Origin of the sequence: Streptomyces sp. NPDC047028 (assembly GCF_040644095.1) — a bacterium.
GTDB lineage: Bacteria > Actinomycetota > Actinomycetes > Streptomycetales > Streptomycetaceae > Streptomyces.
The window spans coordinates 37,647-61,017 of sequence record NZ_JBEYVS010000032.1 but is presented as its reverse complement, the minus strand read 5'-3'; the positions used below and the strand labels follow the sequence as shown (position 1 = coordinate 61,017).

The following is a 23,371-nucleotide window of genomic DNA, read 5'->3' as shown; positions in this document are numbered from 1 at the left end:
TACCCGCGAGGCCTGTATGTCATCTTCCCTCACCTGTACGTCCCTGTCCTTCGCCTGGCCCGACGGCACCACCGTCCTCGACGGCCTCGACATCGTCTTCGGTCCCGGCAGGACCGGGCTCGTCGGCGTGAACGGATCAGGGAAATCAACCCTGTTGAAGCTGCTCGCCGGTGAACTCGTCCCGGCGGACGGCACCGTGAAGGCGACCGGCGAGGTCGGTCACCTCCCGCAGAACGTCACGCTCGACACCTCGCTCCGCGTCGACGAAACCCTCGGCATCGCCGGCAAGCGGGCCGCGCTGCACGCCATCGAGGCGGGCGACGCGGCCGAGGAGTACTTCGAGACCGTCGGCGACGACTGGGACGTGGAGGAGCGCGCCCTGGTGACCCTCGGCGAGCTGGGGCTCGGCCACATCGGCCTGGACCGCACGGTCGGCGAGGTGTCCGGAGGCGAGTCGGTCCTGCTGCGCCTGGCCGCGCTGCTGCTGCGCCGTCCCGACGTCCTGCTGCTCGACGAACCCACCAACAACCTGGACCTGTACGCGCGCCGGCGGCTGTACGCGGCCGTCGCCGCCTGGCCCGGCGTGCTGATCGTGGTCAGCCACGACCGTGAACTGCTGGACCTGGTCGACCAGATCGCGGAGCTGCGCTCCGGTGAGGTCGCCTGGTACGGCGGGAACTTCTCGGCGTACGAGGGGGCACTGGCCGTCGAACAGGACGCGGCCGAACGGATGGTGCGCGTGGCCGAGGCGGATCTGCGCAAGCAGAAACGCGAACTGGCCGACGCCCAGGTCAAACTGGCCCGCCGCAAGCGGTACGGCCAGAAGATGTGGGACTCCAAACGCGAGCCGAAGATCGTGATGGGCGCCCGCAAACGCGCCGCCCAGGAGTCCGCCGGAAAGCACCGCATCATGCACGAGGAGCGGCTCGCCGGGGCCAGGGAGCGCCTGGACGAGGCGGTGGAGGCGGTGCGGGACGACGACGAGATCCGGGTCGACCTCCCGTACACGGCCGTACCGCCCGGCCGTCAGGTGCTCACCCTGGAGAACCTGCGGATGGCCTACGGGGCCCGGGTGGAGGGGATCCTCGATCTGCGGGGCCCGGAGCGGATCGCGCTGATCGGGCGCAACGGCTCCGGGAAGACGACGCTGCTGCGGACCGTCGCCGGGGAGCTGGCGCCGGACGGCGGCCAGGCGCGGGCGCATGTGCCGCTGCGCTTCCTGCCGCAGCGGCTCGACGTCCTGGACGAGGAGCTGACCGTAGCCGAGAACGTGGGCCGGTTCGCGCCGGGCGCCACCAACAACCGGGTCCGGGCGCGGCTCGCCCGCTTCCTGTTCCGGGGCGGCCGGGCCGACCAGAAGGCGGCCACGCTCTCCGGCGGCGAGCGGTTCAGGGCGGCCCTGGCCGCGCTGATGCTCGCCGAGCCCGCTCCCCAGCTGCTGCTGCTCGACGAGCCGACGAACAACCTCGACATGGCGAGCGTGCGGCAGCTGACCTCGGCCCTGGAGTCGTACGAAGGGGCCCTGGTGGTGGCGAGCCACGACCTGCCGTTCCTGGAGTCCCTCGGGATCACCCGGTGGCTGCTGATGACGGACGGGGAGCTGCGGGAGACCTCGGCCGAGGAGGTGGCGGCGGCAGGCCGGTAGGCGGTCTCAAGAGGGGCACAGCCCCGCGACGGGGGTTTTGTGCGCGCCGGTCCGCCCTGCATGATGGCGGACCGGCGCCGTATGACCGGCGCCCAGGGCCTGTCCGGCTCCGGACAGGCCCTGAAGCCGCACCCCCGAATCCGGAGATATTCCTCGTGCCCAGCAAGAAGGCCCTCGTCCGCCGTCCCGGCCCGCGTCTCGCCGAAGGCCTGGTGACGCACATCGAGCGGGAGAAGGTCGACGTGGACCTCGCCGTCCGGCAGTGGGAGGCGTACGTCGAGGCCCTGGGGGCGCACGGCTGGGAGACGATCGAGGTCGAGGCCGCCGACGAGTGCCCGGACGCGGTGTTCGTCGAGGACACCGTCGTCATGTACCGCAACGTCGCCCTGATCACGCGGCCCGGCGCCGAGCCGCGGCGCGCGGAGACGGCCGGTGTCGAGGAGGCGGTGGCCCGGCTCGGCTGCTCGGTGAACTGGGTGTGGGAGCCCGGCACGCTGGACGGCGGCGACGTCCTGAAGATCGGCGACACCGTCTACGTCGGCCGGGGCGGGCGGACGAACGCGGCCGGTGTGCAGCAGCTGAGGGCCGCGTTCGAGCCGCTGGGCGCGCGGGTGGTGGCCGTGCCGGTGAGCAAGGTGCTGCACCTGAAGTCCGCGGTGACCGCGCTGCCCGACGGGACGGTGATCGGGCACATCCCCCTGGTGGACCGGCCCTCGCTGTTCCCGGGCTTCCTGGCTGTGCCGGAGGAGTCGGGCGCGCACGTGGTGCTGCTGGGCGGTCACCGGCTGCTCATGGCCGCGAGCGCCCCGAAGACGGCGGACCTGCTGACCGATCTCGGGCACGAGGTGGTCACGGTGGACATCAGCGAGTTCGAGAAGCTGGAGGGATGTGTGACGTGCCTCTCGGTGCGGCTGCGGGGGCTGTACACCTGACCGGGTGACGCCGTCACCCTTCCGGCCCTGGGACCTGCGGGTCGGGGAGCTGTCCGGCATTCGCCCGGATCCCTTGCCCACCCGATCTGATCAGCGGTGTTTACGGCGGCCTTAACCTACGGCTTCGTAACCTACGGATTCGTAGCCTACGATCTCGTAGGTTTCCGGCACCGCTCGCCGGTTCGCCCCTCTTCTCCCCCGTTGTTCATGTTCGGCGTCCCCCTGGAGTACCCCGTGACGATCACTTCCCCTCACCTCGCCGGCCCGTCCGTGTGGACCGACGCGCGGCTGCTGTACGCGCTGGAGGAAGTGGTCGAGACGGAACTGAACCGGCATCTGAAGGTCGCCAAGGACTGGATGCCGCACGAGTACGTGCCGTGGAGCGACGCCCGCAACTTCCCGGGGCTGTTCGAGGACGGCGAGGCCTGGTCCAAGGAGCAGTCCCAGGTCACGGAGATCGGCCGGACGGCGCTCGTGGTCAACCTCCTCACCGAGGACAACCTGCCCAGCTACCACCACGAGATAGCCTCGCTCTTCGGCCGCGACGGCGCCTGGGGCACCTGGGTGCACCGCTGGACGGCGGAGGAGGGCCGGCACGGCATCGTCATGCGGGACTACCTGCTCGCCTCGCGCGCGGTGGACCCGGACAAGCTGGAGCAGTTCCGCATGGCCCACATGAGCGAGGGCTTCGAGTCCGACAACCGGCACTCGATGCTCCACTCGATCGCCTACGTCGCCTTCCAGGAGCTGGCCACCCGGATCTCGCACCGCAACACGGGCCACCAGTCCGGCGACCCGGCCTGCGACCGCATGCTGGCGCGCATCGCGACCGACGAGAACCTGCACATGGTCTTCTACCGCAACCTGCTGAAGGCCGCGTTCGAGCTGGCCCCCGACCTGACCATGCAGGCGGTCCGCGACGTCGTGGTGAACTTCCGCATGCCCGGGCACGGCATCCCCGGCTTCGAGCGGGCGGCCGCGCAGATGGCCATCGGCGAGGTCTACAACATGCGCATCCACCACGACGACGTGCTCCAGCCCGTCCTGCGCTTCCTGAAGGTCCTGGAGCTGGACGGCCTGGGCCCGGAGGGCGTGCAGGCGCAGGAGGAACTCGGCCTGTTCATGGGCGGCCTGAACGACGAGGCCCTCAAGTTCGACGAGAAGCTGGCCGCCCGCAAGGCCCGGATGGCGGCCCGGGGCCGCTGACCTCACCGGGGGGTGCGTCGCAGCGCGAGGCGCTCCTTCTCCGACAGGCCGCCCCAGACGCCGAAGCGTTCGTCGTTGTCCAGCGCGTACTCCAGGCAGGCGGGACGCATCTCGCACATGGCGCAGATGCGTTTCGCCTCACGGACCGAGCTGCCCGGCTCGGGGAAGAAGAAGTCGGCCCCGGTCTGCGCGCACAGGGCCTCGGCCTGCCAGGCGGGGTCGGCCGGGGTGATCGTTTCGGTGTGCATGGTCAGGATCGTGCCGGGCCGCGAAAAACGTTCGATCAACGCGGCATCAACGCCGCGGCACGGAGCCCCGCCGTCTCGATGATGCTCCGCCGCGGCGGGCCGGCGCACGGCGGCGCGCGGGGGGGACGGGTTTTCGCCGGGCGCGGACGGCGGCGTCCCGGCGGCGGTTGTCAGTGAGCGGTGCCAGACTCGGCAGTGCGGGCGGCGCGTCCCCGCCGCCCGGCCCGACAGGCAGCGGGACCCCTTTCGAGGAGGGCCGGAATGCTCACCACCCGTTTCGTCGACGGCGCCCCGAACTGGATCGACCTCGCCACATCCGATCTGGACGGCGCCCTCTCGTTCTACGGCGCGCTCTTCGACTGGCGGTTCCAGTCGGCCGGACCGGACGCCGGCGGTTACGGCTTCCTCCAGCTCGACGGCAGAACGGTCGCCGGCGCCATGCAGTCGGGCGCGGACCAGGGACCGCCGGCCTGGACGGTGTACTTCCGCAGCGAGGACGCGGCCGCGACCGCCAGGACGGCCGAGGAGGCGCACGGCCGGGTGGTGGTCCAGCCCATGGACGTCATGGGGCAGGGACACATGGCCGTCCTCACCGACCAGGCGGGCGTGCCCTTCGGGATCTGGCAGCCCGGCCGGACGAAGGGCGTGGACGTGGCGAACGAGCCCGGCGCCCTGTGCTGGGTCGAGCTGTACACACCGGACGTCGCCGCCTCCGCCGCGTTCTACAGCCGGACCCTCGGCCTGGAGACGTCCGCCGTGCCGTTCCCCGGCGGTACGTACACCTGTGTGAATCCGGGTGGCGCCGGGGAGGACGCGATGTTCGGCGGCATGGTCCCCCTGGCCCCCGACACGAGCGACGACTCGCCGTACTGGCTGCCGTACTTCGAGGTCGGGGACACGGACGTGGTGGTCGCCCGCGCCCAGGAGCTCGGCGGCACGGTCCGCATGCCCGCGTCGACCGTGGAGGGCGTCGGCCGCATGGCACGGCTCGCCGATCCGTACGGCGCCCGCTTCGCCGTCATCAAGAGCGCCTCGGGACAGGGCTGAACCGGGGCGCGGGCTCGGCCCGACGTGGGGGCGGAGGGTGGCGCGGGGCCGTTGTCAGTGCCGTGCGGCATCCTGTGATCGGCGGCGGGACGAGCGCCGGGACCAGGGGGAGGACAGGGCGTGTTCAGGGGGATCGACGACGTCGACTGGGCGTCGCTGGGGCATGCGTACACGGATTCGGCGACGGATGTACCAGAGCTGCTGTGGGGACTGGCGTCGGAGGACGCCGAGCTCCGGGAGATCGCCCTGGACGGGATGTACGGAGCTGTGCACCACCAGGGCGACGTGTACGACAGCACGCTCGCCTGCGTGCCGTTCCTGTTCGAGCTGATCGCGAGCGAGGCGATCGCCGACCGGGGTGCCGTGGTCGGGCTGCTGTGCAGCATCGCCGGCGCCTCGGAGGACCAGGACACGGCGGACGACGACTGGTTCGGCGAGTCCGCCGCGTTCGACCCCGAGGTGCACGAGGACTGGCAGCGGCCCTTCTTCGACGCGCGGGACATGGTCCGCGGCCGGGCGGGCGTCTTCCTCGGGCTGCTCGGCGATCCGGACCCGGGTGTCCGGGCCGCGGTGCCGGCCGCGCTGGGCCGGCTGCACGCCGAGCCGGTGCGGGTGCTCGGCGCGCTGCGCGGCCGGCTGGCCGCGGAGACGGACCCGGAGGCCGCCCGGTCGCTGGCGCGCGCCCTGGGCACGCTGGCCGTGCGGGTCCCGGCGGACGTGGGCGCCGAGGCGGGCGGGCTGCTGCGCGAGCTGGTCGCCGGCGTCCCTGATCCGGAGCTGCGGATGACGGCCCTGACGGAGCTGGCCCGCTGCGCGCCCGGCGAACTTCCCCCGGACACCGTGGAGATCGCCCTGGACGTGATGCGCCTCGCCCGGGAGACCGCCGAACTGCCCCCGGCTCCCCCGGCGCCCGGACGACCGCGCACCAACACGCTGATCTCCCATCTGCGGGAGCTGGAGGCGGAGCACCGTCGCGGCCTCGGTCTGCACGAGGCCGACGAGCTGCTCGCCGCGTTCCACGGGGAGTTGCGCGACCGCGCCGACATCCGGTTCCCACTGCTCATCGGCATGCTGGAGAGTCCCGACGGCCGCCAGCGGCGGCACGCCGTCTCCATGGCGGGACGGCTGCTGACCGGATGGCGGGCACCCGACGACGAGCCGGTCCTGGCCCTGGCCCGGCTGCTGCGCGAGGACGACCTGCGGCTGCAGAAGGACGTGCTGCGGGAGCTACGGCACCTGGCGCCGGTCTCGCACGGCGCGTCGGCGGAGCTGGTCTCCTACGTGGAGGCGTGGGAGGAACGCCCCGTCGAGACGGGCACACCGTTCGCGGAGATGGCCCTCGGACTGGCCTTCGAGGTGGTGGCCCTCCAGGGCGACGAACGGATCGTGCCGGGCCTCGGCCACGTCCTGGAGGTCGTGGAGATCCCGGAGAACCTGCCGCGGTGGATCGAGGCGCTGGGGCCCGCGGCGGCTGCTCCCCTGGGACCTGTGCTGGACGCCCGGCTCACGGCACTCGGTCACCCCACCCCGTCCGCCGGCCTGGACGCGCTCGCCGGCGCCCTGGGCCTCCTGCGGCACGGCCCGTCGGTGCCGCTGCTCACCCGAATCCTGCGGGAGACCACCGACCCGCGGACGCGGCGGGCCGTGCTCCGCGCCCTGAGCGACTACGGCCCGTCGGCGGCCGAAGCGGCGGAGCCCGTCCGCCGGTTGTGGGAGAGCGCCGAGCTGCGGGAGGAGGAGCGCGTCGACGCCGCGAGAGCGCTGTGGGCGCTGACCGGGGACGCGGAGGCGGTCCTCCCGCTCGTCCGCGAGAGCCTGCGGTCGCGGAGCTGGGGCCGGTGGTACGGGGCGATCCGGCTGACCGGGGCGCTCGGTCGCTCCGGTGCGGCGCTCGCACCCACACTGCGGGACATGATCGCGGCCGGCGAGACACCCGCCCGGGCCGCGGCCGCTCTGTGGCAGGTCACCGGGGACCCCGAAGAGGTCCTCCCGTTGATCGCGGAGCAGTGGCCGGCCGCCCCGAAGGAGCGTCCCGCGCTGGCCGCCGCGCTGGCCGGGACGGGCCCTGCGGCCGCGCCCGCGCTGCCACTGATACGCGCCGAACTGGCCTCGGCTCGCCGCCACAACAACGACGGCTCCGGAGGGAACATGCGCTACGACGTCCGCCCGGACGTGGCCCTGCTCGCCGACTGCCGGCGTGTCCTGGCCGCCTGCGGCGGGCAGAGCGACGAGGAGCCGACGGGCTGAGCCGCGCCGAAGAGCCGGGCCACGCCGAAAGGATGCACCTCTGCCGCCCTCACGTGCCCTGTTCGCGCCGGGCGCGGCTGGGCTGGACCCGTTTGGGTTCGCCGGGCATCTTCGGGTACTCCGGCGGGTACGGCAGATCGCCCAGCCCGTGGTCGTGTTCGTCGCGGCGGGCCAGTTCCAGCAGCGTGTCCAGGCTGAAGGCGTGCTGGTCCATGTCGGCGTGCACGTCGCCGAGTTCGGCGAACCGGGCCGGCATCGTGGCGAGGTCGAAGTCCCTGGGGTGGGCGTCGCCGACCTCCTCCCAGCGCAGCGGCGCCGAGACGGGGGCGTGCGGGCGGGGCCGTACGGAGTAGGCGGAGGCGATGGTGCGGTCGCGGGCGGTCTGGTTGTAGTCCACGAAGATGCGCTCGCCGCGCTCCTCCTTCCACCACTTGATGGTCACCCGGTCGGGCATCCGGCGTTCCATCTCCCGGCCCACGGCGATCGCGGCGCGCCGGACCTGGGTGAAGGTCCAGCGCGGTTCGATGGGCACGAAGACGTGCAGGCCCCGCCCGCCGGACGTCTTGGGCCAGCCGCGCAGTCCGCCGAACTCCTCCAGAACTGCCCGCAGTTCGTGGGCGGCGCGGACGGCGTCGGAGTAGTCGGTGCCGGGCTGCGGATCGAGGTCGATGCGGAGTTCGTCCGGGTGGTCGACCCGGTCGCGGCGCACCGGCCAGGGGTGGAAGGTGAGGGTGCCGTACTGGGCGGCCCACACCACGGCGGCCTGTTCGGTGGGGCACATCTCGTCGGCGCTGCGGCCGCTGGGGAAGGTGATGTGGGCGGTGGGGATCCAGTCGGGCATGCCCTTGGGGGCCCGCTTCTGGTAGAACCACTCGCCGCCGACGCCGTCCGGGTAGCGCTCCAGGGTGGTGGGGCGGTCGCGCAGGGCGCGCAGGATGCCGGGGCCGACGGCGGCGTAGTACTGGGCGAGGTCGAGCTTGGTGAAACCGCGCTCGGGGAAGAAGACCTTGTCCGGGCTGGACAGCCGTACGGTCCGGCCGCCCACCTCCAGTTCCACCGCGTCACCCATGCGGCCACGGTAGGCGCACCCGGTGCGGCGCGCACACCGGGCGGAGCGGGGCGGGTGCGCGCAGAATCGGGGGCATGGACCTGCCGGTGATGCCGCCCGTGAAGCCGATGCTCGCCAAGTCGGTGGCGAGGATCCCGCCGGGCATGCACTACGAGGCCAAGTGGGACGGGTTCCGGGCGATCGTGTTCCGTGACGGGCCCGAGGTGGAGCTGGGCAGCCGTACCGGCAAGCCGCTGACGCGGTATTTTCCGGAGCTGGTGGAGGCACTGCGGGACCGGGTGCCGGAGCGGTGCGTGCTGGACGGGGAGATCGTCATCGCGCGGGACGGGCGCCTGGACTTCGACGCGCTGACCGAGCGGATCCACCCCGCCGAGTCCCGGGTGCGGACCTTGGCCGAGCGGACGCCGGCCTCCTTCGTCGCGTTCGACCTGCTGGCCCTGTCCGGCGAGTCGCTGCTGGACGAAGTGCTGACCGACCGCCGGGCCCTGCTGGAGCGGGCCCTGTCGAACGCCACTCCCCCGGTCCACCTGGCACCGGCGACCACCGACGCCGCTGTCGCGCAGCAGTGGTTCGAGCAGTACGAGGGCGCCGGTCTGGACGGAGTCGTCGCCAAGCCGCTCACGCTGCGCTACCGGCAGGACGAGCGGGCCATGTTCAAGATCAAGCACGAGCGGACGGCGGACGTCGTCGTCGCCGGCTACCGCCTCCACAAGAGCGGCCCGGTGGTGGGCTCGCTGCTGCTGGGCCTGTACGACGACCGGGGCGCGCTGCAGCACGTGGGCGTGTCGGCGGCGTTCACCATGAAGCGGCGGGCCGAGCTGGTGGACGAGCTGGAGCCGTTGCGCATGGACGAGGTGGCCGGCCATCCGTGGGCCGCCTGGTCGGAGGAGACGGCCCACGAGACGGCCAGGCTGCCGGGTGCGCCGAGCCGCTGGTCGGGCAAGAAGGACCTGTCGTGGGTGCCGCTGCGGCCGGATCGCGTGGCCGAGGTGGCCTACGACCACATGGAGAACGGGGCCCGGTTCCGGCACACGGCCCGCTTCCGCCGCTGGCGGCCCGACCGCACCCCCGAGAGCTGCACGTACGCGCAACTGGAGGAGCCGGTGCGCTACGACCTCGCGGAGATCCTGGGCGGGTAGCGCGGGATCACCGGAACGGTCCCGGCCCCGGCGGCTCAGGGCTGCATCAGCACCTTGACCGCGCCGTCCTGCTTGCGCTGGAACATCTCGTAGGCGTGCGGCGCCTCGGCGAGCGGGACCCGGTGGGTGGCGAAGTCGTCGACGCCGAGCGGGTCCTCGTCGGTGAGGAGCGGGATGATGTCGTCGGTCCAGCGGCGGACGTTGGCCTGTCCCATCCTCATCTGGATCTGCTTGTCGAACAGGGTGAGCATGGGCATCGGGTCGGCCATGCCGCCGTAGACGCCGCTGAGGGAGATCGTGCCGCCGCGCCGGACGAGTTCGATGGCCAGGTGCAGGGCGCCGAGCCGGTCGATGCTGAAGCGTTCCGCGAGGGGCGCGCTCAGTTTGCGCGGCATGGCCGCGGTGGCCTGCTGGGCCAACCGGGCGGCGGCGCTGCCGTGGGCCTCGGTGCCGACCGCGTCGATCACGGCGTCCGGGCCCCGGCCGTCGGTCTGGTCCTGGATCGCGGCGATCAGTGCCTTCTCGTCGTCGAAGGCCCTCAGGTCGTAGGTCCGCACGCCGCGCCGGCTCGCCCGGGCCAGCCGTTCGGGCACCAGGTCGACGCCGAAGACGTGTTCGGCGCCGCGGGCCAGGGCGACCCGGCAGGCCATGTCGCCGATCGGCCCGAGGCCGAGCACGGCGAGGGAGCCGCCCGGCGGGACGGCGGCGTACTCGACGGCCTGCCAGGCGGTGGGCAGCACGTCGGAGAGGTAGACGAAGCGGTCGTCGGAGGGGCCCTCGGGCACCTTGATCGGGCCGAACTGGGCCTGCGGCACCCGCAGGTACTCGGCCTGCGCGCCGGGCACGGCCCCGTACAGTCGGGTGTAGCCGAACAGGGCGGCGCCCATGTGCTCGCCGGTGACCTGGGTGGTCTCGCACTGGGTGGGCAGCCCGGCCGAGCACATGAAGCAGTGCCCGCAGGCGATCTGGAAGGGCACGACGACCCGGTCTCCGGGCTTGAGGCCGGTGACCTCGGGGCCCACTTCCTCGACGATGCCCATGGGTTCGTGGCCGAGGATGTCACCCGGGGTCATGAACGGGGTGAGCACCTCGTAAAGGTGCAGGTCCGAGCCGCACAGCCCGGTGGACGTGATACGGATGACGGCGTCGGTGGGCTCTTCGATCCGCGGGTCGGGCACGTCGTCCACGCGCACGTCCCGCTTGCCCTGCCAGGTGACTGCCTTCATGGGGTCGCGCTCCCTTGGTCACGTGCGCGCCGGTTCGCCCTGGCGCGTCCGGTTTGCGGTGGCGGCCGGGTACCCGCACCCGCACCGCCGAACCGCCCGCCTCCACCCTCTGGGATCCGGCCCCCGGGATCCGCCCCCTGGGACCGCTTCCGATCTGGAATGGCCACTCATGACCGGATGAGCGCACAATCGACAACACGAACGGGGGCAAGCGTGCACATACGACACCGGGCGCGCAGACGACGCGCCACACGAGCGGCGGCGTTCCTGGCGGCCGCGCTGACGGCCTCCCTCCTGGCGGGCTGCACGGGGAACGGCCGCCCCCACGGCGGCCACACGCCGACCGGCGCCCCGACACCGAGCCGCAGCGTCACGACCGGCGCGACAGGCTCCGTACTGGCCGTGAAGATCGACAACGTGCCTGCGGCCCGCCCGCAGACGAGGCTCGACGCCGCGGACGTGGTCTACGCCGAGCAGGTGGAGGGCGGCCTCAGCAGGCTGATGGCGGTGTACGCCACCCGGATCCCCGAGGCCGTCGGACCGGTGCGCAGCGCCCGTGAGTCCGATCTGGAGCTGCTGCGCCAGTTCCACCGCCCGATGCTCGCCTTCTCGGGCGCCCAGAGCAGGCTGCTGCCGCTCATCCACCGGGCCCCGCTGCGCGCCGAGTCGCCCCACGAGGCAGCCGGCGCCTACTACCGGGGCACTGACAAGCCCGCCCCGCACAACCTCTACCTGCGCCCCGGCCGTCTGCTGCCCACCGTCCCGGGACGGGCGGCGCTGACCACCGGTTTCCGCTACGGCCCCGCCCCGTCCACCGGGGGCACGCCCGAGACCTCGCTCACCGTGCGCTATCCCTCGGCGCGCTTCACGTTCACCTGGAGCACACGCGAGCACCGCTGGCTGGTCGCGATGGACGGCACCCCCACGGTGACGACCGCGGGCACACCGGTGGCGCCCGCGACGGTGGTTGTGCAGTACGTCAAGATCCGCGCGTCGGCGTACCACGACTTCCTCGGCAACAACACGCCGTACACGCAGACTGTCGGTACGGGGACGGCGCGGGTGCTGCGGGACGGGCGGTCCTACGACGCCAGGTGGTCGCGGCCTGCCCCGGCGGACGGTACGACGTTCACGACGGCGGACGGCGGCCCGCTGGACTTCGCCGCCGGCCAGGTGTGGGTGGTGTTCGCGGCGGCCCCCTGAGGGCGTGACGGCGAGGGTGACCCTGGTGGTCGTAGTCTCAACGGCACCTCGTACGGGCCGCCCCGCCGTGCCTAGGGTGGGCGCATGTCGACTGTTCTGATCACCGGTGCCACCTCCGGGCTCGGCCGCTACGTCGCCTTCGAACTGGTCCGCGGCGGCCATGTCGTCCTCGCCCACGGCCGCGACCGGACCCGCACCGAGCAACTCGTCACGGAACTGAACGGCCAGGGGCGCGCGGAGGGGTTCGTGGCCGATCTGGCCCGGCTGGCCGAGGTGCGCGAACTTGGGGCGCGGGTCGCGAAGGCCCATCCCGAGCTGGACGTGCTCATCAACAACGCCGGCGTGGGCGCCGGCCCCCGCGGGTCCGGGCGCGAACTCGGCGCGGACGGCCACGAGTTGCGGCTCGCGGTGAACTACCTGGCGCCCGTGGCGCTGACCCGGGCGCTGCTGCCGGTGCTGCGCGCCAATCCGCCGGCCAGGATCGTCAACGTGGGCTCCGTCGGGCAGGAGCCCCTGGACTTCGACGATCCCGAATTCACCCGCGGCTACAGCGGGATGCCGGCCTACTGCCGCAGCAAGTTCGCGCTCGCCGCGCACACGTTCACGCTGGCCGAGGAGCTGGCGGGCAGCGGGGTGGCGGTGAACGTCCTGCACCCCGCGACCTACATGGACACGGCCATGGTCCGCGAGAGCGGGATCGGCCCGTGGAACTCGGTCGCGGACGGCGCTCCCGGGGTGCTGGCGCTGGCGACCCGTGACCTCGGCTCGGGCGGCTACTTCGACGGCACGCGCCCGGCTCGGGCGCACGAGGGGACGTACGACGGGGAGGTGCGCAGGCGGCTGGAGGCGGTCACCGAACAACTGCTGACCGTATGAAGGCCACTGTATGCAGTTCGCCGCATACGGTCGGGCGACGGGTGGCGTGCGGTCGACTGCATACAGCCGACTGCTCACCCCGTCGGCTGCCCCGGCCGGCTCCCCCAGCCGCCTACCGCAGCCCCCGTCCCGCCTCCAATGCCTCGCTCGCCTGCGCCACCAGCCCGTCCGCGCCGCACGCGCGTGCCAGGGCCAGGCCCCGGTCGAGTTCGGCGTCCGAGCGGGAGGCGATGCCGAACTCGACGCGGGCCGCCGCGTGTTCGTACTGGCAGGGCGAGGCCTCCAGATAGGCGACGGCCTGCGCGGCGAGGCGCACCGCGCGCTGGCCGGTCTCCAGCGCTGCCGCGCAGCGCAGGGCCTCGCCTATGGCGGTGTCCGTGCCGAAGCGCTCCGCCTGCCGGCGGGCGTCGGCGGCCAGCCGGGCGGCGCGGGCCGGGTCCTGGCCGGCGAGAGCCCGGGCGAGGCCGATGGACCAGGGTGAGAGGACCGGGTTGTGGCCGCCGCGCGAGGCGGCGGTCTTCTCTGCGGCCTCCAGTTCGCCGATGCCCTCCCGGGTCCGGCCCACGGCGAGCAGCAGCCGGCCGCGCACGGAGCGGATGTCGGGCAGCACGATCGTGGACGGGTAGGGCGGGGCGAAGCCGTACTGCTCGGCGACGGACCAGGCCTCGTCGACATGGCCGCGGGCCAGCAGCGTGTCGACGAGTCCGCAGGTCGCCGACCAGTACAGCGGCAGTCCGCGGCCGACGCGCTCGGCCAGCGTGAGCGCCTCGCGCAGCGCGGACTCGGCGTCCCGCAGCCGGCCCTGCCTGCGGTAGGCGAGGCCGAGAAAGGCGTTGGCCAGGGAGAGGTGGCCGCCCCGCCAGCCGGCGCTGGTGTAGGCGCGCAGGGCCTCGGCGAACAGGCTCTCGGCGCGGTCGAGCCGGTCTGCGTAGGTGTAGGCGCTGCCGAGCATCATCAGCAGTTCCACGCCCCATTCGGGGTCGGTCCAGCCGAGGCCGGGCGCGAGCCGGCCGTTGACGAGGGCCCGGTCGCACAGTTCGACGACCTCCTCGGCGCTCTCCCCGTGGGTCATCGCGTCGAAGCCGCGCAGGATGAGCATGGCCCGCTCGGAGTTGTCCCGTCCGGTGCAGGTTCCGGCCAGTTCGGCGAGGCGCCGGGAGCGCTGCTGGGAGACGGTCTCGCCGTGGATGCCCTCCCACATGAACTGCACGGCCTGCAGCCGCATCCGGACCGGCCCCGGAGGGTGGCGGGTGGCCTCGGCCTCGACCGTGCGGACGGCCTCCTCCAGTTCGTCGTTGTGGAGCAGGGCCTGGGAGAGGCGGACGACGGCCTCGACGCGCCGGCCCTCGTCGAGGCCGGGCGCGGCGAGGGCGCTGCGCAGGTGGTCGACGGTGACGCCGGGCGCGGTCAGCAGGGTGGCGCAGCCGAGTTCGTAGAGCACGTGCGCGTGGACCTCGGGCCTGGGAGGTTCGGCGAGGGCGCGTTCCAGGCAGCGGCGGGCCGCGTCGGGCGCGCCGACGGCGAGGTGTTCGGCGGCCGCCTCGCGCAGTTGTGCGACGAGTTCCTCGTCGTCGTCCGGGTGCACCTTCAGCAGGTGCTGGGCCGCCTCGGCGGCGCCCCGGCCCTGGTCGATGAGGATCTGCGCGGCGACGCCGTGCATGGCGGTGCGGATCCCGGACGGGATGGAGTTGTAGACGGCGGACGCGATCAGCGGATGGACGAACTCCAGCGCCCCTTCCTCCGTTTCGGCGCCGCCGGTCTCGGGCTCGGTGAGGATGCGGGCGGCGCTCAGCAGCCCCGCACAGCGCTCGGCGTCGTCGAGGCTCATGGTGGCGAGCTGGGCGACGAGGTCGACGGAGATGCCGGTGCCGAGAATGGCGGCTGCCCAGGCGAACTGGGTGGCGTCGATGCCGAGTTCCTTCAGGCGGGCGACCAGGCCGCCGCCGCGGGCGGAGCGGTTCAGGGCACGCAGTTCGCCGGCCCGGGACTCGACGGGCTGCAGTTCGCCGTCCTGGACCTTGGCGAGGAGTTCGACCGCCTCGTAGGGATTGCCGCCGGTGACGGCCCAGACCTCGCGGCAGAACGGGTCGTCGGCGTAACGGCCGAGGGTCGCCCGGGTGAGTCCCTCGGTGGCGGCCGGGGTGAGGGCGCTGAGGCTGTGCGTGGGCCGGCCGGCCGCGGCGGCGACCGCGTCGAGGTGGCGGGCGCTGTCGCCGCTCGCCTCGCCGGGGCGGCGGGCGACCACGACGAGCACGGACAGGTCGTCGAGGCGTTCGGCGAACGCGGCGAGCCAGCGCAGGGTCTCCTGGTCGGCCCAGTGGGCGTCGTCCAGGAGCAGGACCAGCGGCCACTCGCGGCGGGCGAGCCGGCGTACGGCGGCGACGAGTCCGTCGCAGACGTACTGCGGGTCGGGCGGGTCGGCGCTGCGGTCTCCGGGATCCACTATGCCGAGGGCGGGGCCGGCGATGTCGTACCAGTCGCCGAGGTAGTCGCGGGCCTCCTCGGGGAGCAAGGAGATCAGCGCCGGCTGGAGCAGTTGCCGTACGACGTTGAACGGCACGGACTTCAGGGTCTCGCCGCCACGGGCGGTCCACACGGTGCAGCCGCGGCGCTCGGCGACGCGGCGGGTCTCGGTCAGCAGCGCGGTCTTGCCGAGACCGGCCTCACCGCGGAACACCAGCAGGCTGCCGGCGGACGACCGGTCGGTGCACAGCACGTCGAGCGCCTGTGTGACGGTGGTGAGCTCCGCGTCCCGCTCCCACAGCGAAGCCGTGGCGGCCTCCGGGGGCCGTACCTCCGTCATCCCGTTACCTCCCCGAGTCGCCCGAATGACGTACAGACCACGAGCGTAGCCGTCGGAGGCGACCCGCGGAGGCCGGTCCCGGCAGCTGTTGCCTCGACGGGTGAACGAGAGTGCGGCGAGGCGACGCGCGCACCGCCCGACCTGCCGGTGTTCAGGTGACCGCCCGTCAACCTGGCTGGACGGGCGGCTCTTTGAAACGGCGTCTGCGGAACGGGGGCGAGGAGGGCGGCGCACGGACGGTGGTGCGGCGAGGTGAGAGCGGGCCGTGGCGGTGAAGACGTGGGGGGCGGCGGTGGACGGCCGGGGGCTGGACGGCACGTCCGGCGGGTGCCGACGGGACGACGCCCCCGGGCCTCCGGGCCCCCAGTCCCGGCTCCGCCGGGCCATGATCGGCCGCCGCCGGGACCACGGCGCGGCCGAGCGGGCGGAGGTCATCGGCGCGGGGCCCGCGGGCCCGCGCCCGGCGGTGCACGAGGCCCGGCCGCGAGACCCCACGCCCCGGCACGGCAGACCCGACAGGACCGACAGACCCGGCCAGACAGGCGGGACCGGCAGACCCGGCGGTGTGAGATCCCCGATTCGGGTGTGAAATGCCCTACTCCACGACATTCGCCGTAGATCCTCTCATCCGACTTTCACCGATGCCTCATACGGTGGGGTCATGACGCAGGTGACTCCTCCCGGGTGGTACGCCGACCCCGGGCAGACGAATGACGGTCCGCCCACCGAGCGCTGGTGGGACGGCAAGGCCTGGACGGACCAGACCCGCCCGGCCGGGTCGGCCGCCGCCTGGGGTCCGCCGGGGCAGCCGCCGTCGTACGGCGCGCCCGCGGATCCGTCGGCCTACGGCACGTACCCGGGGTACGGGTATCCCGCCCAGCCGCCCGCCGGGCCCCGGCGCGGCCTGCGGATCGGCATCGCCGTGGCCGCGACGGTCGCGGTGCTGGCGAGCATCGGCGTCGGCGCGTACGCGCTCACCCACGACGACGGCGGCGGCAAGGACCGGGCGACCTCGCGGCAGCAGCGGCCGGACGGTCCCGGTGGCGACTCGGGCGGGCCGGGCGGGGGCTCCCCGTCGCCGGCGCCGTCCGAGGCGCCGAAGGTCAAGGGCGGCGGCACGGTGCAGGACCCGTTCAACGGCATCAGCATGCCCGTGCCGGAGGGCTGGACCGGGCAGACGATCAGGGGCGGCGCGGCGATCACCTCCGACCACGCCTACAAGTGCCCCGGCGACACTTCCCAGCAGTGCACTCCGGGCGGCGCCTACTCGGCGCCGGCCGCGGGGCTGGGCACGGCCGGCGACACGGCCGAGCAGGTCGCCAAGGCGGACATCGCGGCCAACGCCAAGCAGTCCTACGGCGGCTCCACCTACGGCGGCATCACCTCGCACCGGGTGCTGGCCGCCAAGTCGGTGACGGTGGCCGGGCAGAAGGGGTACCTGGTCCGCTGGAAGGCGGTCACCCGCAAGGGCGCCGACGGCTACGTCGAGTCGCTCGCGTTCGCCTCCCCCAACGACGCCAAGCAGATCGTCGTCGTCCGCTTCGGCGTGGACGTCGGACAGCCGCTGTCCGTGATCGACGACGTCACCAAGGGCATCAAGGTCTCGTCCGGCGGCGGGAACGGCCAGAGCGTCTGAGACACCTGGACGATGCGGCCGGGTGGGACGCGCCTCCGCTCAAGGGGCGCCCCACCCGGCCGGGGGTGCGCGCCGCCCCCGTCCCCACGGTGCGGCGCGAGCAGGTCGCCGTCCAGTCATCCCGTGGACGGCGGCCTGGGTCTCAGGTCAGTCCGAGCGCGGGCAGCACGGTGGCCTCCACGAAACGGACGAGGTAGTCGGAGTCGGCGTACTCGCCGGTGAGCACCGGGCGGACGCGCAGGACGCCGAACATCATGGCGGGGACGTACTCCAGCGCGGGATGGCCCGCGGGCACCTCGCCCCGCTCGACGCCCCGGCCGAGGATCGCCTGGAGCGCGGCGATCTCCGGGGTGACCAGCGCGTCGCGCAGCGCCTGCGCCAGTTCGTGGTCAGCCGTGACGGCGTGCCCGAGCGCCTGCAGCAGCTTGGTGTCCTTGCCCGACCAGTCGCCGGCCGTCCGGGCGGCCTGGCGCAGGTCCTCGGCGAGGGACCCGGTGTCGATCCCGCTGAAGCGCACCCGACGATTGGCGCGCAGCGCGGCGGCGACGAACTGCGGCTTGTTCCGCCACTGCCGGTAGAGCGTGGACTTGCTGCACCGGGTGGTGGCGGCGACGCCCTCCATGGTCACGGAGTCGTAGCCGCATTCGCGGATCTGCTCCAGCACGGCGTCGAAGAACTCCCGCTCACGCTCGGGCGTGATCTTGGAGCGGCGCGAGGCGGCGACCGTCTCCGGTCCGTCCGCGGCCTGCGACGTCATGCGCTCCCTCTCCCTCGATGTGGGCCCGCCCAAGCTGCGCGCTAGGACTGTGGCCGACCCTCACTCCAGTGTGTCTCATGTCTATCGATACGCCAGTGTACCGGTACAGGATCGTATCGGTACACTGGCGTATCGGTACACTCTCGTATCGGTACTGCCACGTATCGATGAGGTCGGGGGCCGTTCCGATGAGTCCGGGCCCCGGCCCGGGTCTGTACACCGCACACCGCACATTGCACACCGCACGCCGCATATACGACCGACCGTCAGCGAAGGGGCCGGGGGATGAACGACCGAACCGCGCCTGTACCGGCGGGGCCGGCGCCGGAGGCAACCGCGCGACCGCCGCTCCTGCGTGAGTTCCTGCTGGTCGCCGGGCTCTTCCTGGTCTACAAACTCGGCCGGCAGCTGGCCACGGGGCACACCGCGGCCGCCTTCGGCGACGCGCGGGACGTGTGGCACCTCGAACGGGTCCTGCACCTGCCCCACGAGAACGCCGTGCAGACCGCGCTGCTCCACGGCAGCACCCTCGTGCACCTGGCGAACACCTACTACGCGACGGTCCACTTCCCCGCCACGCTGGCCTTCCTGGTCTGGCTCTACCTGCGGCGGCCCGCCCACTACGTCTGGGCCCGCCGGGTGCTCGCCGCGGTGACCGCCGCCGCGCTGGTGCTGCCGTTCACCTTTCCGCTGGCCCCGCCGCGCATGCTGACCGGCACCGGACTGGTCGACACCGGCCGCCTCTACGGCCCCTCGGTCTACGGCCCGCCCGCCACCGACCACCTCTCCAACCAGTTCGCCGCGATGCCGTCGCTGCACTTCGGCTGGGCGCTGATGCTGGCGATCGGCCTGATCACGGCCACCCGGACCCGGTGGCGCTGGCTGTGGCTGTTGCACCCGCTGATCACGCTGGTGGTGATAGTGGGCACCGCGAACCACTACTGGCTCGACGCGTTCGTGGCGACGGCCATGCTCGGCCTGGCCCTGGCGGTCCTCCGCCCGCCGCACCGGGCGGCCACCCCGGGCGCGCCTGGCGCGCCGGGCGCGCCGGGCACCCCGGTCGACCTGGTGAAGCACGGCCGGGCTGTCCCGAAGCCGTCCGCGCTGGCCGGAGCGGGCCGATGAGCGGCGCGGCGCTGGTCGCGGTGGCGCTGTCCCTGGTCTCGGCCGTCGCCTACGCCGCAGCGGCCGTCGCCCAGGAACGCCTGGCCTCCCGGGACTCGGGGGCGGGCCTGCTGCGGTTGCTCGGCAGCGGCGCCTGGTGGTCGACGGTCGGGCTGAACGCGGCCGCCGCGCTGCTGCACGTCGTGGCCCTGAAGTACGGTCCGCTGACCGTCGTCCAGCCCTTGGGGGCGCTCACCCTGGTCGCGGCCGTGCCGCTGGGGGCGCGGGCCGCCGGACGGCGGGTCGGCGCGGCGGAATGGCGCGGTACGGCGCTGACGCTGGCCGGGCTGGCCGCCCTGCTGGTCACCGCGTCCGGCCCGGCGCCCACGCGGGTGCTGAGCCTGCCCGAGGCGCTGGCCGTCGCCGCCACGACCGCCGCCCTGATCGGCGCGCTGTCCCGGCCGGGCGCCCGGCCGGGCCTGCGGCACGCCACGGCGTCCGGCTTCGCCTCGGGTGTCGCCTCCGCGCTCACCCAGACGCTGACGGTGGCGGTCACCGGCCGCTCGGGGACGCCGGGCGCCGAGGTCGTCGTGGTCGCGGTCCTCGTCGCCGCGTTCGCCGCCGGCGGCCTGCTGCTGTCCCAGACCGCCTACCGCGGCGGTCTCGGCGCCCCGCTGGCCGTGGTCACCCTGGCCAACCCGGTGGCCGCCGCGGTCATCGGGCTCTCCCTGCTCGGTCAGGGCCTGCGGGGCGGAGCCACCGGCGTGCTGCTGGCGCTGGCCGGGGCCGCCCTGGCCGCCCGCGGCGTGGTCCTGCTGACCCGGGCTGCGCCCGCACCCGTGCCCGCCCCCGGGCCGCTGCCCGGCGAGGAACACCCCGTCGCAGCGGTGCTGGCGCTGGCCCCGGGCACGGCGACGGCCGAACCGTCGCCCGTGCCCAGGCAGCCGGCACCGAGAACACCGTCGGAACCGGGGCAGCTCAGCACGCTCTGATGCCCCGGCAGGGGCACCGGGAGTCCCTGCACCCGGCGCCCCTGCCGGGGCACTCGACCGCGGACGTCTAGCCCAGGCCCCGGGAGTCCTGCTTGAGGGCGGTGTCGACGGTCAGTGCCGTCGCCACCACGAGGCTCAGCAGCGGCTCGGGGAGCTGGTAGTGGATCTGCAGGACGTAGTTGTCCGCGGTGGTGAACAGCGTCTTGGCGAGGCCTTCCCAGGTCTTGGTGATCCGGGCGACCTCGTTGTCCGCGTGGTCGACGATCGCGAAGTTCCAGGCCCGCCAGTTCTCCGCCTTGATCGCGCCGACCTGCTGGCCGCCCGCGTTCATCGCGAAGTTGATTTTGCCGATCATGTTCTGCTGGACGATCTCACCGACCGGCGAGCCGTCCGGGCGGGTCACGATCACCCGGGACTTCAGGAACTTCGCGGGCCGGGTGAGCACCAGCTGCGGCTGGCCGTAGGCGTCGCGGATCTCCAGCCTGTGCGTCATGAACTGGTCGAGGCTGGAGACGAAGCGCAGGACCTTCTTCAGCGCGCTCTGGCCGACCTCCACGACCGAACCGATCTCCCGGCCGCCCTGGTCCATGACCTTGTACTCATTGGTCACCTCGATCAGCTTGGCCTTCTGGTTCACCACCAGGACCGGCTCGGTGAACAGGGTGCCGCCGCCGGGACCGCCGGCGGCGACCCCGGCCTGCTGCTGCACCTGGCGCTGCACCTTCGGGTCGGCGCCCTGCTGCTGCGGGAAGGCACCGGCGGGCTGCTGCTGCGGGACCTGCCCGGCGGCCTGGGCCGGGTTCGTGTGCGCGGTCCACTGCGTGCCGTCCCAGTAGCGGTGCGTGTCGGCCGCCCCGTGCGGGTCGGGGTACCAGCCTGCAGGAGTGTTCGATTGCGTGGTCACCGGGGCACACTATCCTGCCGTGACCGGTACCTGACCAGCCCGCACGGAGCCCTGCTCACAGGCCGTCACACCGTGGCGATGGCGGGGTCGCTGACCCCGGGCGCCCCATTCTCGACGTGCCCGGCGAACGCGCGCAGGTAGGCCGGGTCCCCCTCGCAGGTGACCGTCAAGTCGTACCAGCGCCGGCTCGCCGTCAGGTCGACGGTCCGCCGCACGGTCGCGCCGGGCCGCACGGTCACGGTGACCGGGCTTCCGCCGTAGCCGTCGGCGAGTGTCAGCCGCACGGTTCCCGAGCCCTGCTGGGTGAAGGAGAGGGTGACGTCGTCGCCGGTGTGACGGACGGTCACCTCGGGACCGGCGACCTTGTTGCGGCCCTTGAAGACGCGCAGGAAGCCGTTCGGGCCGTGCACGGCGAGGTCGTAGGAGCCGCCCGAGTAGACCGAGTTCCAGGTGTCGGCCAGGGACTTCCCGGCCTCCGTGGTGTAGGTCCAGGGGCCGTCGCCGCGGTTGCCGGACGTGACCAGGAAGGCCGCTCCCGCACGGGGCCCGGAGGCGAAGGTGAGCGTGAACTTCCCGGCCGCCGTGTCCGCGGCACCGTCCACGGCGGGGGCGTACGGGAGCGGGCGGGTGGGCCGGCTGCCGCGTTCCTGCCGGGGCAGGGCCGGGTGTGCGGGCGGCTTGGGCACGTAGTCGGGGTGGCGGTCGTGGTCCGGCGGGGCGTAGCCGGCCGTCGACGGCAGCGCCACCGGGGCGGTGCTCCTGCGGGAGAAGTCGAACGCGGCGGTCAGGTCACCGCACACGGCCCGCCGCCAGGGCGAGATGTTGGGCTCCGTCACGCCGAAGCGGCGCTCGATGAACCGGATGATCGAAGTGTGGTCCAGGGTCTCGGAGCACACGTAACCGCCCTTGCTCCAGGGCGAGACGACCAGCATCGGCACGCGCTGGCCGAGGCCGTAGGGGCCCGCGGTGTATCCGCCGCCGCCCGGGAACAGGTCGAGCGCGGGGTCGACGGTGGACCTGCCGCGGCCGGCGTCGGTGGGCGGGTGGGGCGGGACGACGTGGTCGAAGAAGCCGTCGTTCTCGTCGTAGGTGATCAGCAGCGCGGTCCTCGCCCATACGTCGGGGTCGGCGGTGAGGGCGTCCAGGACCTGGGAGACGTACCAGGCGCCGTAGTTGGCAGGCCAGTTGGGGTGCTCGGTGAAGGCCTCCGGGGCGACGACCCAGGACACCTGCGGCAGCCGGCCCGCGCTCACGTCCGCCTTCAGCCGGTCGAAGAACCCCTCACCCCTGCTCGCGTCGGTGCCGGTGCGCGCCTTGTCGTAGAGCGGGTCGCCGGGCCGGGCGTCGCGGTACTGGTTGAAGTAGAGCAGCGAGTTGTCGCCGTAGTTGCCGCGGTAGGCGTCGGCGATCCAGCCCCAGCCGCCGTTCGCGTCCAGTCCGTCACCGACGTCCTGGTAGATCTTCCAGGAGACCCCGGCGGCCTCCAGGCGTTCGGGGTAGGTCGTCCAGCCGTAGCCCGCCTCGTCGTTGCCGAGGACCGGCCCGCCGCCCTTGCCGTCGTTGCCGGTGTAGCCCGTCCACATGTAGTAGCGGTTGGGGTCGGTGGAGCCGATGAGCGAGCAGTGGTAGGCGTCGCACACGGTGAAGGCGTCCGCCAGGGCGTAGTGGAACGGGATGTCGTCGCGGGTCAGGTACGCCATCGTGGTCGGCGACTTGACCGGCACCCACTGGTCGTAGCGGCCGCCGTCGAACGCGGCGTGCCCGTCGTTCCAGCCGTGCGGGAGGTCCTGGATGAACGCCAGGCCGAGGTCGTCGGCGTCCGGGTGGAACGGCAGGACGTCCTTCGTGCCGTCGGACTGGTGCCAGACGGACCTGCCGTTCTGCGTGACCGGGCGCGGGTCGCCGAAGCCGCGGACGCCCCTCATCGTGCCGAAGTAGTGGTCGAAGGAACGGTTCTCCTGCATGAGGACGACGATGTGCTCGACGTCCTGGAGGGAGCCCGTGCGGTAGTGGGCGGGCAGCGCGGCGGCGCGCTGGATGCTGTTCGACAGCGCGGTGAACGCGGTGGTCGCGCCCGCGAGCTGGAGGAATCGGCGCCGGTTGACTTCGGGCATGCGTGGGGGTCCTCTCGTCGTGGCGTACGGAACAGCCGTCACCGGATGGCGTCCGATGACGGAATCTGCGCGCAGCGAGTGTTCCAAGAGCAGCAAACGTCAGGGAAGGGTCTGATGACGCCAAGGTGAAAGTCGTGGGTACGGGGGGAGTTGGGGCGGTGTGACGCCTTTGGCCGTATACACGTTCCGGTCGACGGCATACGGCACCCCGGGTCATACGACG

Annotated in this window: 18 protein-coding genes; 11 read left to right on the top strand and 7 right to left on the bottom strand. The window is 73.2% G+C overall.

Translation table 11 applies throughout. The features are described 5' to 3' along the window. Positions 1-16 precede the first annotated feature (16 nt). The 3 genes from ABZ854_RS26170 to ABZ854_RS26160 all read left to right on the top strand — a co-directional run bounded on the left by ABZ854_RS26170 (position 17) and on the right by ABZ854_RS26160 (position 3,783). Positions 17-1,645 (top strand): ABC-F family ATP-binding cassette domain-containing protein, encoded by a 1,629-nt coding sequence (locus tag ABZ854_RS26170; protein WP_361215006.1) that lies wholly within the window; start codon positions 17-19, stop codon positions 1,643-1,645. Between the two features lie 155 nt (positions 1,646-1,800). Further along, positions 1,801-2,577, top strand: coding sequence for a dimethylargininase (ddaH, locus tag ABZ854_RS26165; protein ID WP_361215005.1), 777 nt, complete (start codon positions 1,801-1,803; stop codon positions 2,575-2,577). A 234-nt stretch (positions 2,578-2,811) separates the two neighbouring features. After that, entirely contained in the window at positions 2,812-3,783 is a 972-nt protein-coding gene (locus ABZ854_RS26160) for an acyl-ACP desaturase (protein ID WP_361215003.1), read from the top strand. A 2-nt stretch (positions 3,784-3,785) separates the two neighbouring features. Here ABZ854_RS26160 and ABZ854_RS26155 read toward each other — a convergent pair whose 3' ends face one another. Continuing rightward, positions 3,786-4,031, bottom strand: a complete 246-nt coding sequence (locus ABZ854_RS26155; protein WP_361215001.1) for a WhiB family transcriptional regulator — start codon at positions 4,029-4,031, stop codon at positions 3,786-3,788. A gap of 261 nt (positions 4,032-4,292) precedes the next feature. On the opposite strand from ABZ854_RS26155, the gene ABZ854_RS26150 reads away from it, so the two are divergent. Together ABZ854_RS26150 and ABZ854_RS26145 are read left to right on the top strand one after the other, a co-directional pair. Continuing rightward, positions 4,293-5,078, top strand: a complete 786-nt coding sequence (locus ABZ854_RS26150; protein WP_361214999.1) for a VOC family protein — start codon at positions 4,293-4,295, stop codon at positions 5,076-5,078. A 120-nt stretch (positions 5,079-5,198) separates the two neighbouring features. Continuing rightward, positions 5,199-7,325 carry a HEAT repeat domain-containing protein gene (locus ABZ854_RS26145; protein ID WP_361214997.1) on the top strand — a complete coding sequence of 709 codons (2,127 nt, stop codon included), beginning with the start codon at positions 5,199-5,201 and terminating at the stop codon, positions 7,323-7,325. 49 nt (positions 7,326-7,374) lie between these two features. On the opposite strand, the gene ligD is transcribed toward ABZ854_RS26145, so the two are convergent. After that, positions 7,375-8,394, bottom strand: coding sequence for a non-homologous end-joining DNA ligase (ligD, locus tag ABZ854_RS26140; protein WP_361214995.1), 1,020 nt, complete (start codon positions 8,392-8,394; stop codon positions 7,375-7,377). Between the two features lie 74 nt (positions 8,395-8,468). On the opposite strand from ligD, the gene ABZ854_RS26135 reads away from it, so the two are divergent. Further along, positions 8,469-9,533 (top strand): ATP-dependent DNA ligase, encoded by a 1,065-nt coding sequence (locus tag ABZ854_RS26135; RefSeq protein ID WP_361214993.1) that lies wholly within the window; start codon positions 8,469-8,471, stop codon positions 9,531-9,533. A gap of 35 nt (positions 9,534-9,568) precedes the next feature. On the opposite strand, the gene ABZ854_RS26130 is transcribed toward ABZ854_RS26135, so the two are convergent. Next, positions 9,569-10,759, bottom strand: coding sequence for a zinc-dependent alcohol dehydrogenase (locus ABZ854_RS26130; protein ID WP_361214991.1), 1,191 nt, complete (start codon positions 10,757-10,759; stop codon positions 9,569-9,571). A gap of 219 nt (positions 10,760-10,978) precedes the next feature. On the opposite strand from ABZ854_RS26130, the gene ABZ854_RS26125 reads away from it, so the two are divergent. Then, positions 10,979-11,962, top strand: a complete 984-nt coding sequence (locus tag ABZ854_RS26125) for a DUF3048 domain-containing protein (protein WP_361215083.1) — start codon at positions 10,979-10,981, stop codon at positions 11,960-11,962. 84 nt (positions 11,963-12,046) lie between these two features. Continuing rightward, entirely contained in the window at positions 12,047-12,838 is a 792-nt protein-coding gene (locus tag ABZ854_RS26120) for an SDR family NAD(P)-dependent oxidoreductase (RefSeq protein ID WP_361214989.1), read from the top strand. Positions 12,839-12,950: 112 nt separating this feature from the next. Here the strand turns inward: ABZ854_RS26120 and ABZ854_RS26115 are convergent, their stop codons facing one another. Further along, entirely contained in the window at positions 12,951-15,641 is a 2,691-nt protein-coding gene (locus ABZ854_RS26115) for an AAA family ATPase (protein ID WP_361214987.1), read from the bottom strand. A 661-nt stretch (positions 15,642-16,302) separates the two neighbouring features. Between ABZ854_RS26115 and ABZ854_RS26110 the strand changes: the two genes are divergently transcribed. Further along, positions 16,303-17,277, top strand: a complete 975-nt coding sequence (locus ABZ854_RS26110) for a DUF2510 domain-containing protein (protein WP_361214985.1) — start codon at positions 16,303-16,305, stop codon at positions 17,275-17,277. Between the two features lie 142 nt (positions 17,278-17,419). Here the strand turns inward: ABZ854_RS26110 and ABZ854_RS26105 are convergent, their stop codons facing one another. Beyond that, positions 17,420-18,034 carry a TetR/AcrR family transcriptional regulator gene (locus tag ABZ854_RS26105; RefSeq protein ID WP_361214983.1) on the bottom strand — a complete coding sequence of 205 codons (615 nt, stop codon included), beginning with the start codon at positions 18,032-18,034 and terminating at the stop codon, positions 17,420-17,422. A gap of 285 nt (positions 18,035-18,319) precedes the next feature. Here ABZ854_RS26105 and ABZ854_RS26100 point away from each other — a divergent pair, with 285 nt between their 5' ends. Both ABZ854_RS26100 and ABZ854_RS26095 read left to right on the top strand, forming a co-directional pair. Further along, positions 18,320-19,159: a phosphatase PAP2 family protein gene (locus ABZ854_RS26100; protein WP_361214981.1), complete on the top strand. Its 840-nt coding sequence runs from the start codon at positions 18,320-18,322 to the stop codon at positions 19,157-19,159. After that, positions 19,156-20,130, top strand: a complete 975-nt coding sequence (locus ABZ854_RS26095) for a hypothetical protein (protein WP_361214980.1) — start codon at positions 19,156-19,158, stop codon at positions 20,128-20,130. The genes ABZ854_RS26100 and ABZ854_RS26095 overlap by 4 nt, the downstream gene beginning before the upstream one ends. A 67-nt stretch (positions 20,131-20,197) precedes the next feature. Here the strand turns inward: ABZ854_RS26095 and ABZ854_RS26090 are convergent, their stop codons facing one another. Then, positions 20,198-21,034, bottom strand: coding sequence for a phospholipid scramblase-related protein (locus ABZ854_RS26090; protein WP_361214978.1), 837 nt, complete (start codon positions 21,032-21,034; stop codon positions 20,198-20,200). Positions 21,035-21,099: 65 nt separating this feature from the next. Beyond that, complete coding sequence (locus ABZ854_RS26085) at positions 21,100-23,148, bottom strand: phosphocholine-specific phospholipase C (protein WP_361214976.1); 2,049 nt, start codon at positions 23,146-23,148, stop codon at positions 21,100-21,102. Positions 23,149-23,371 lie beyond the last annotated feature (223 nt).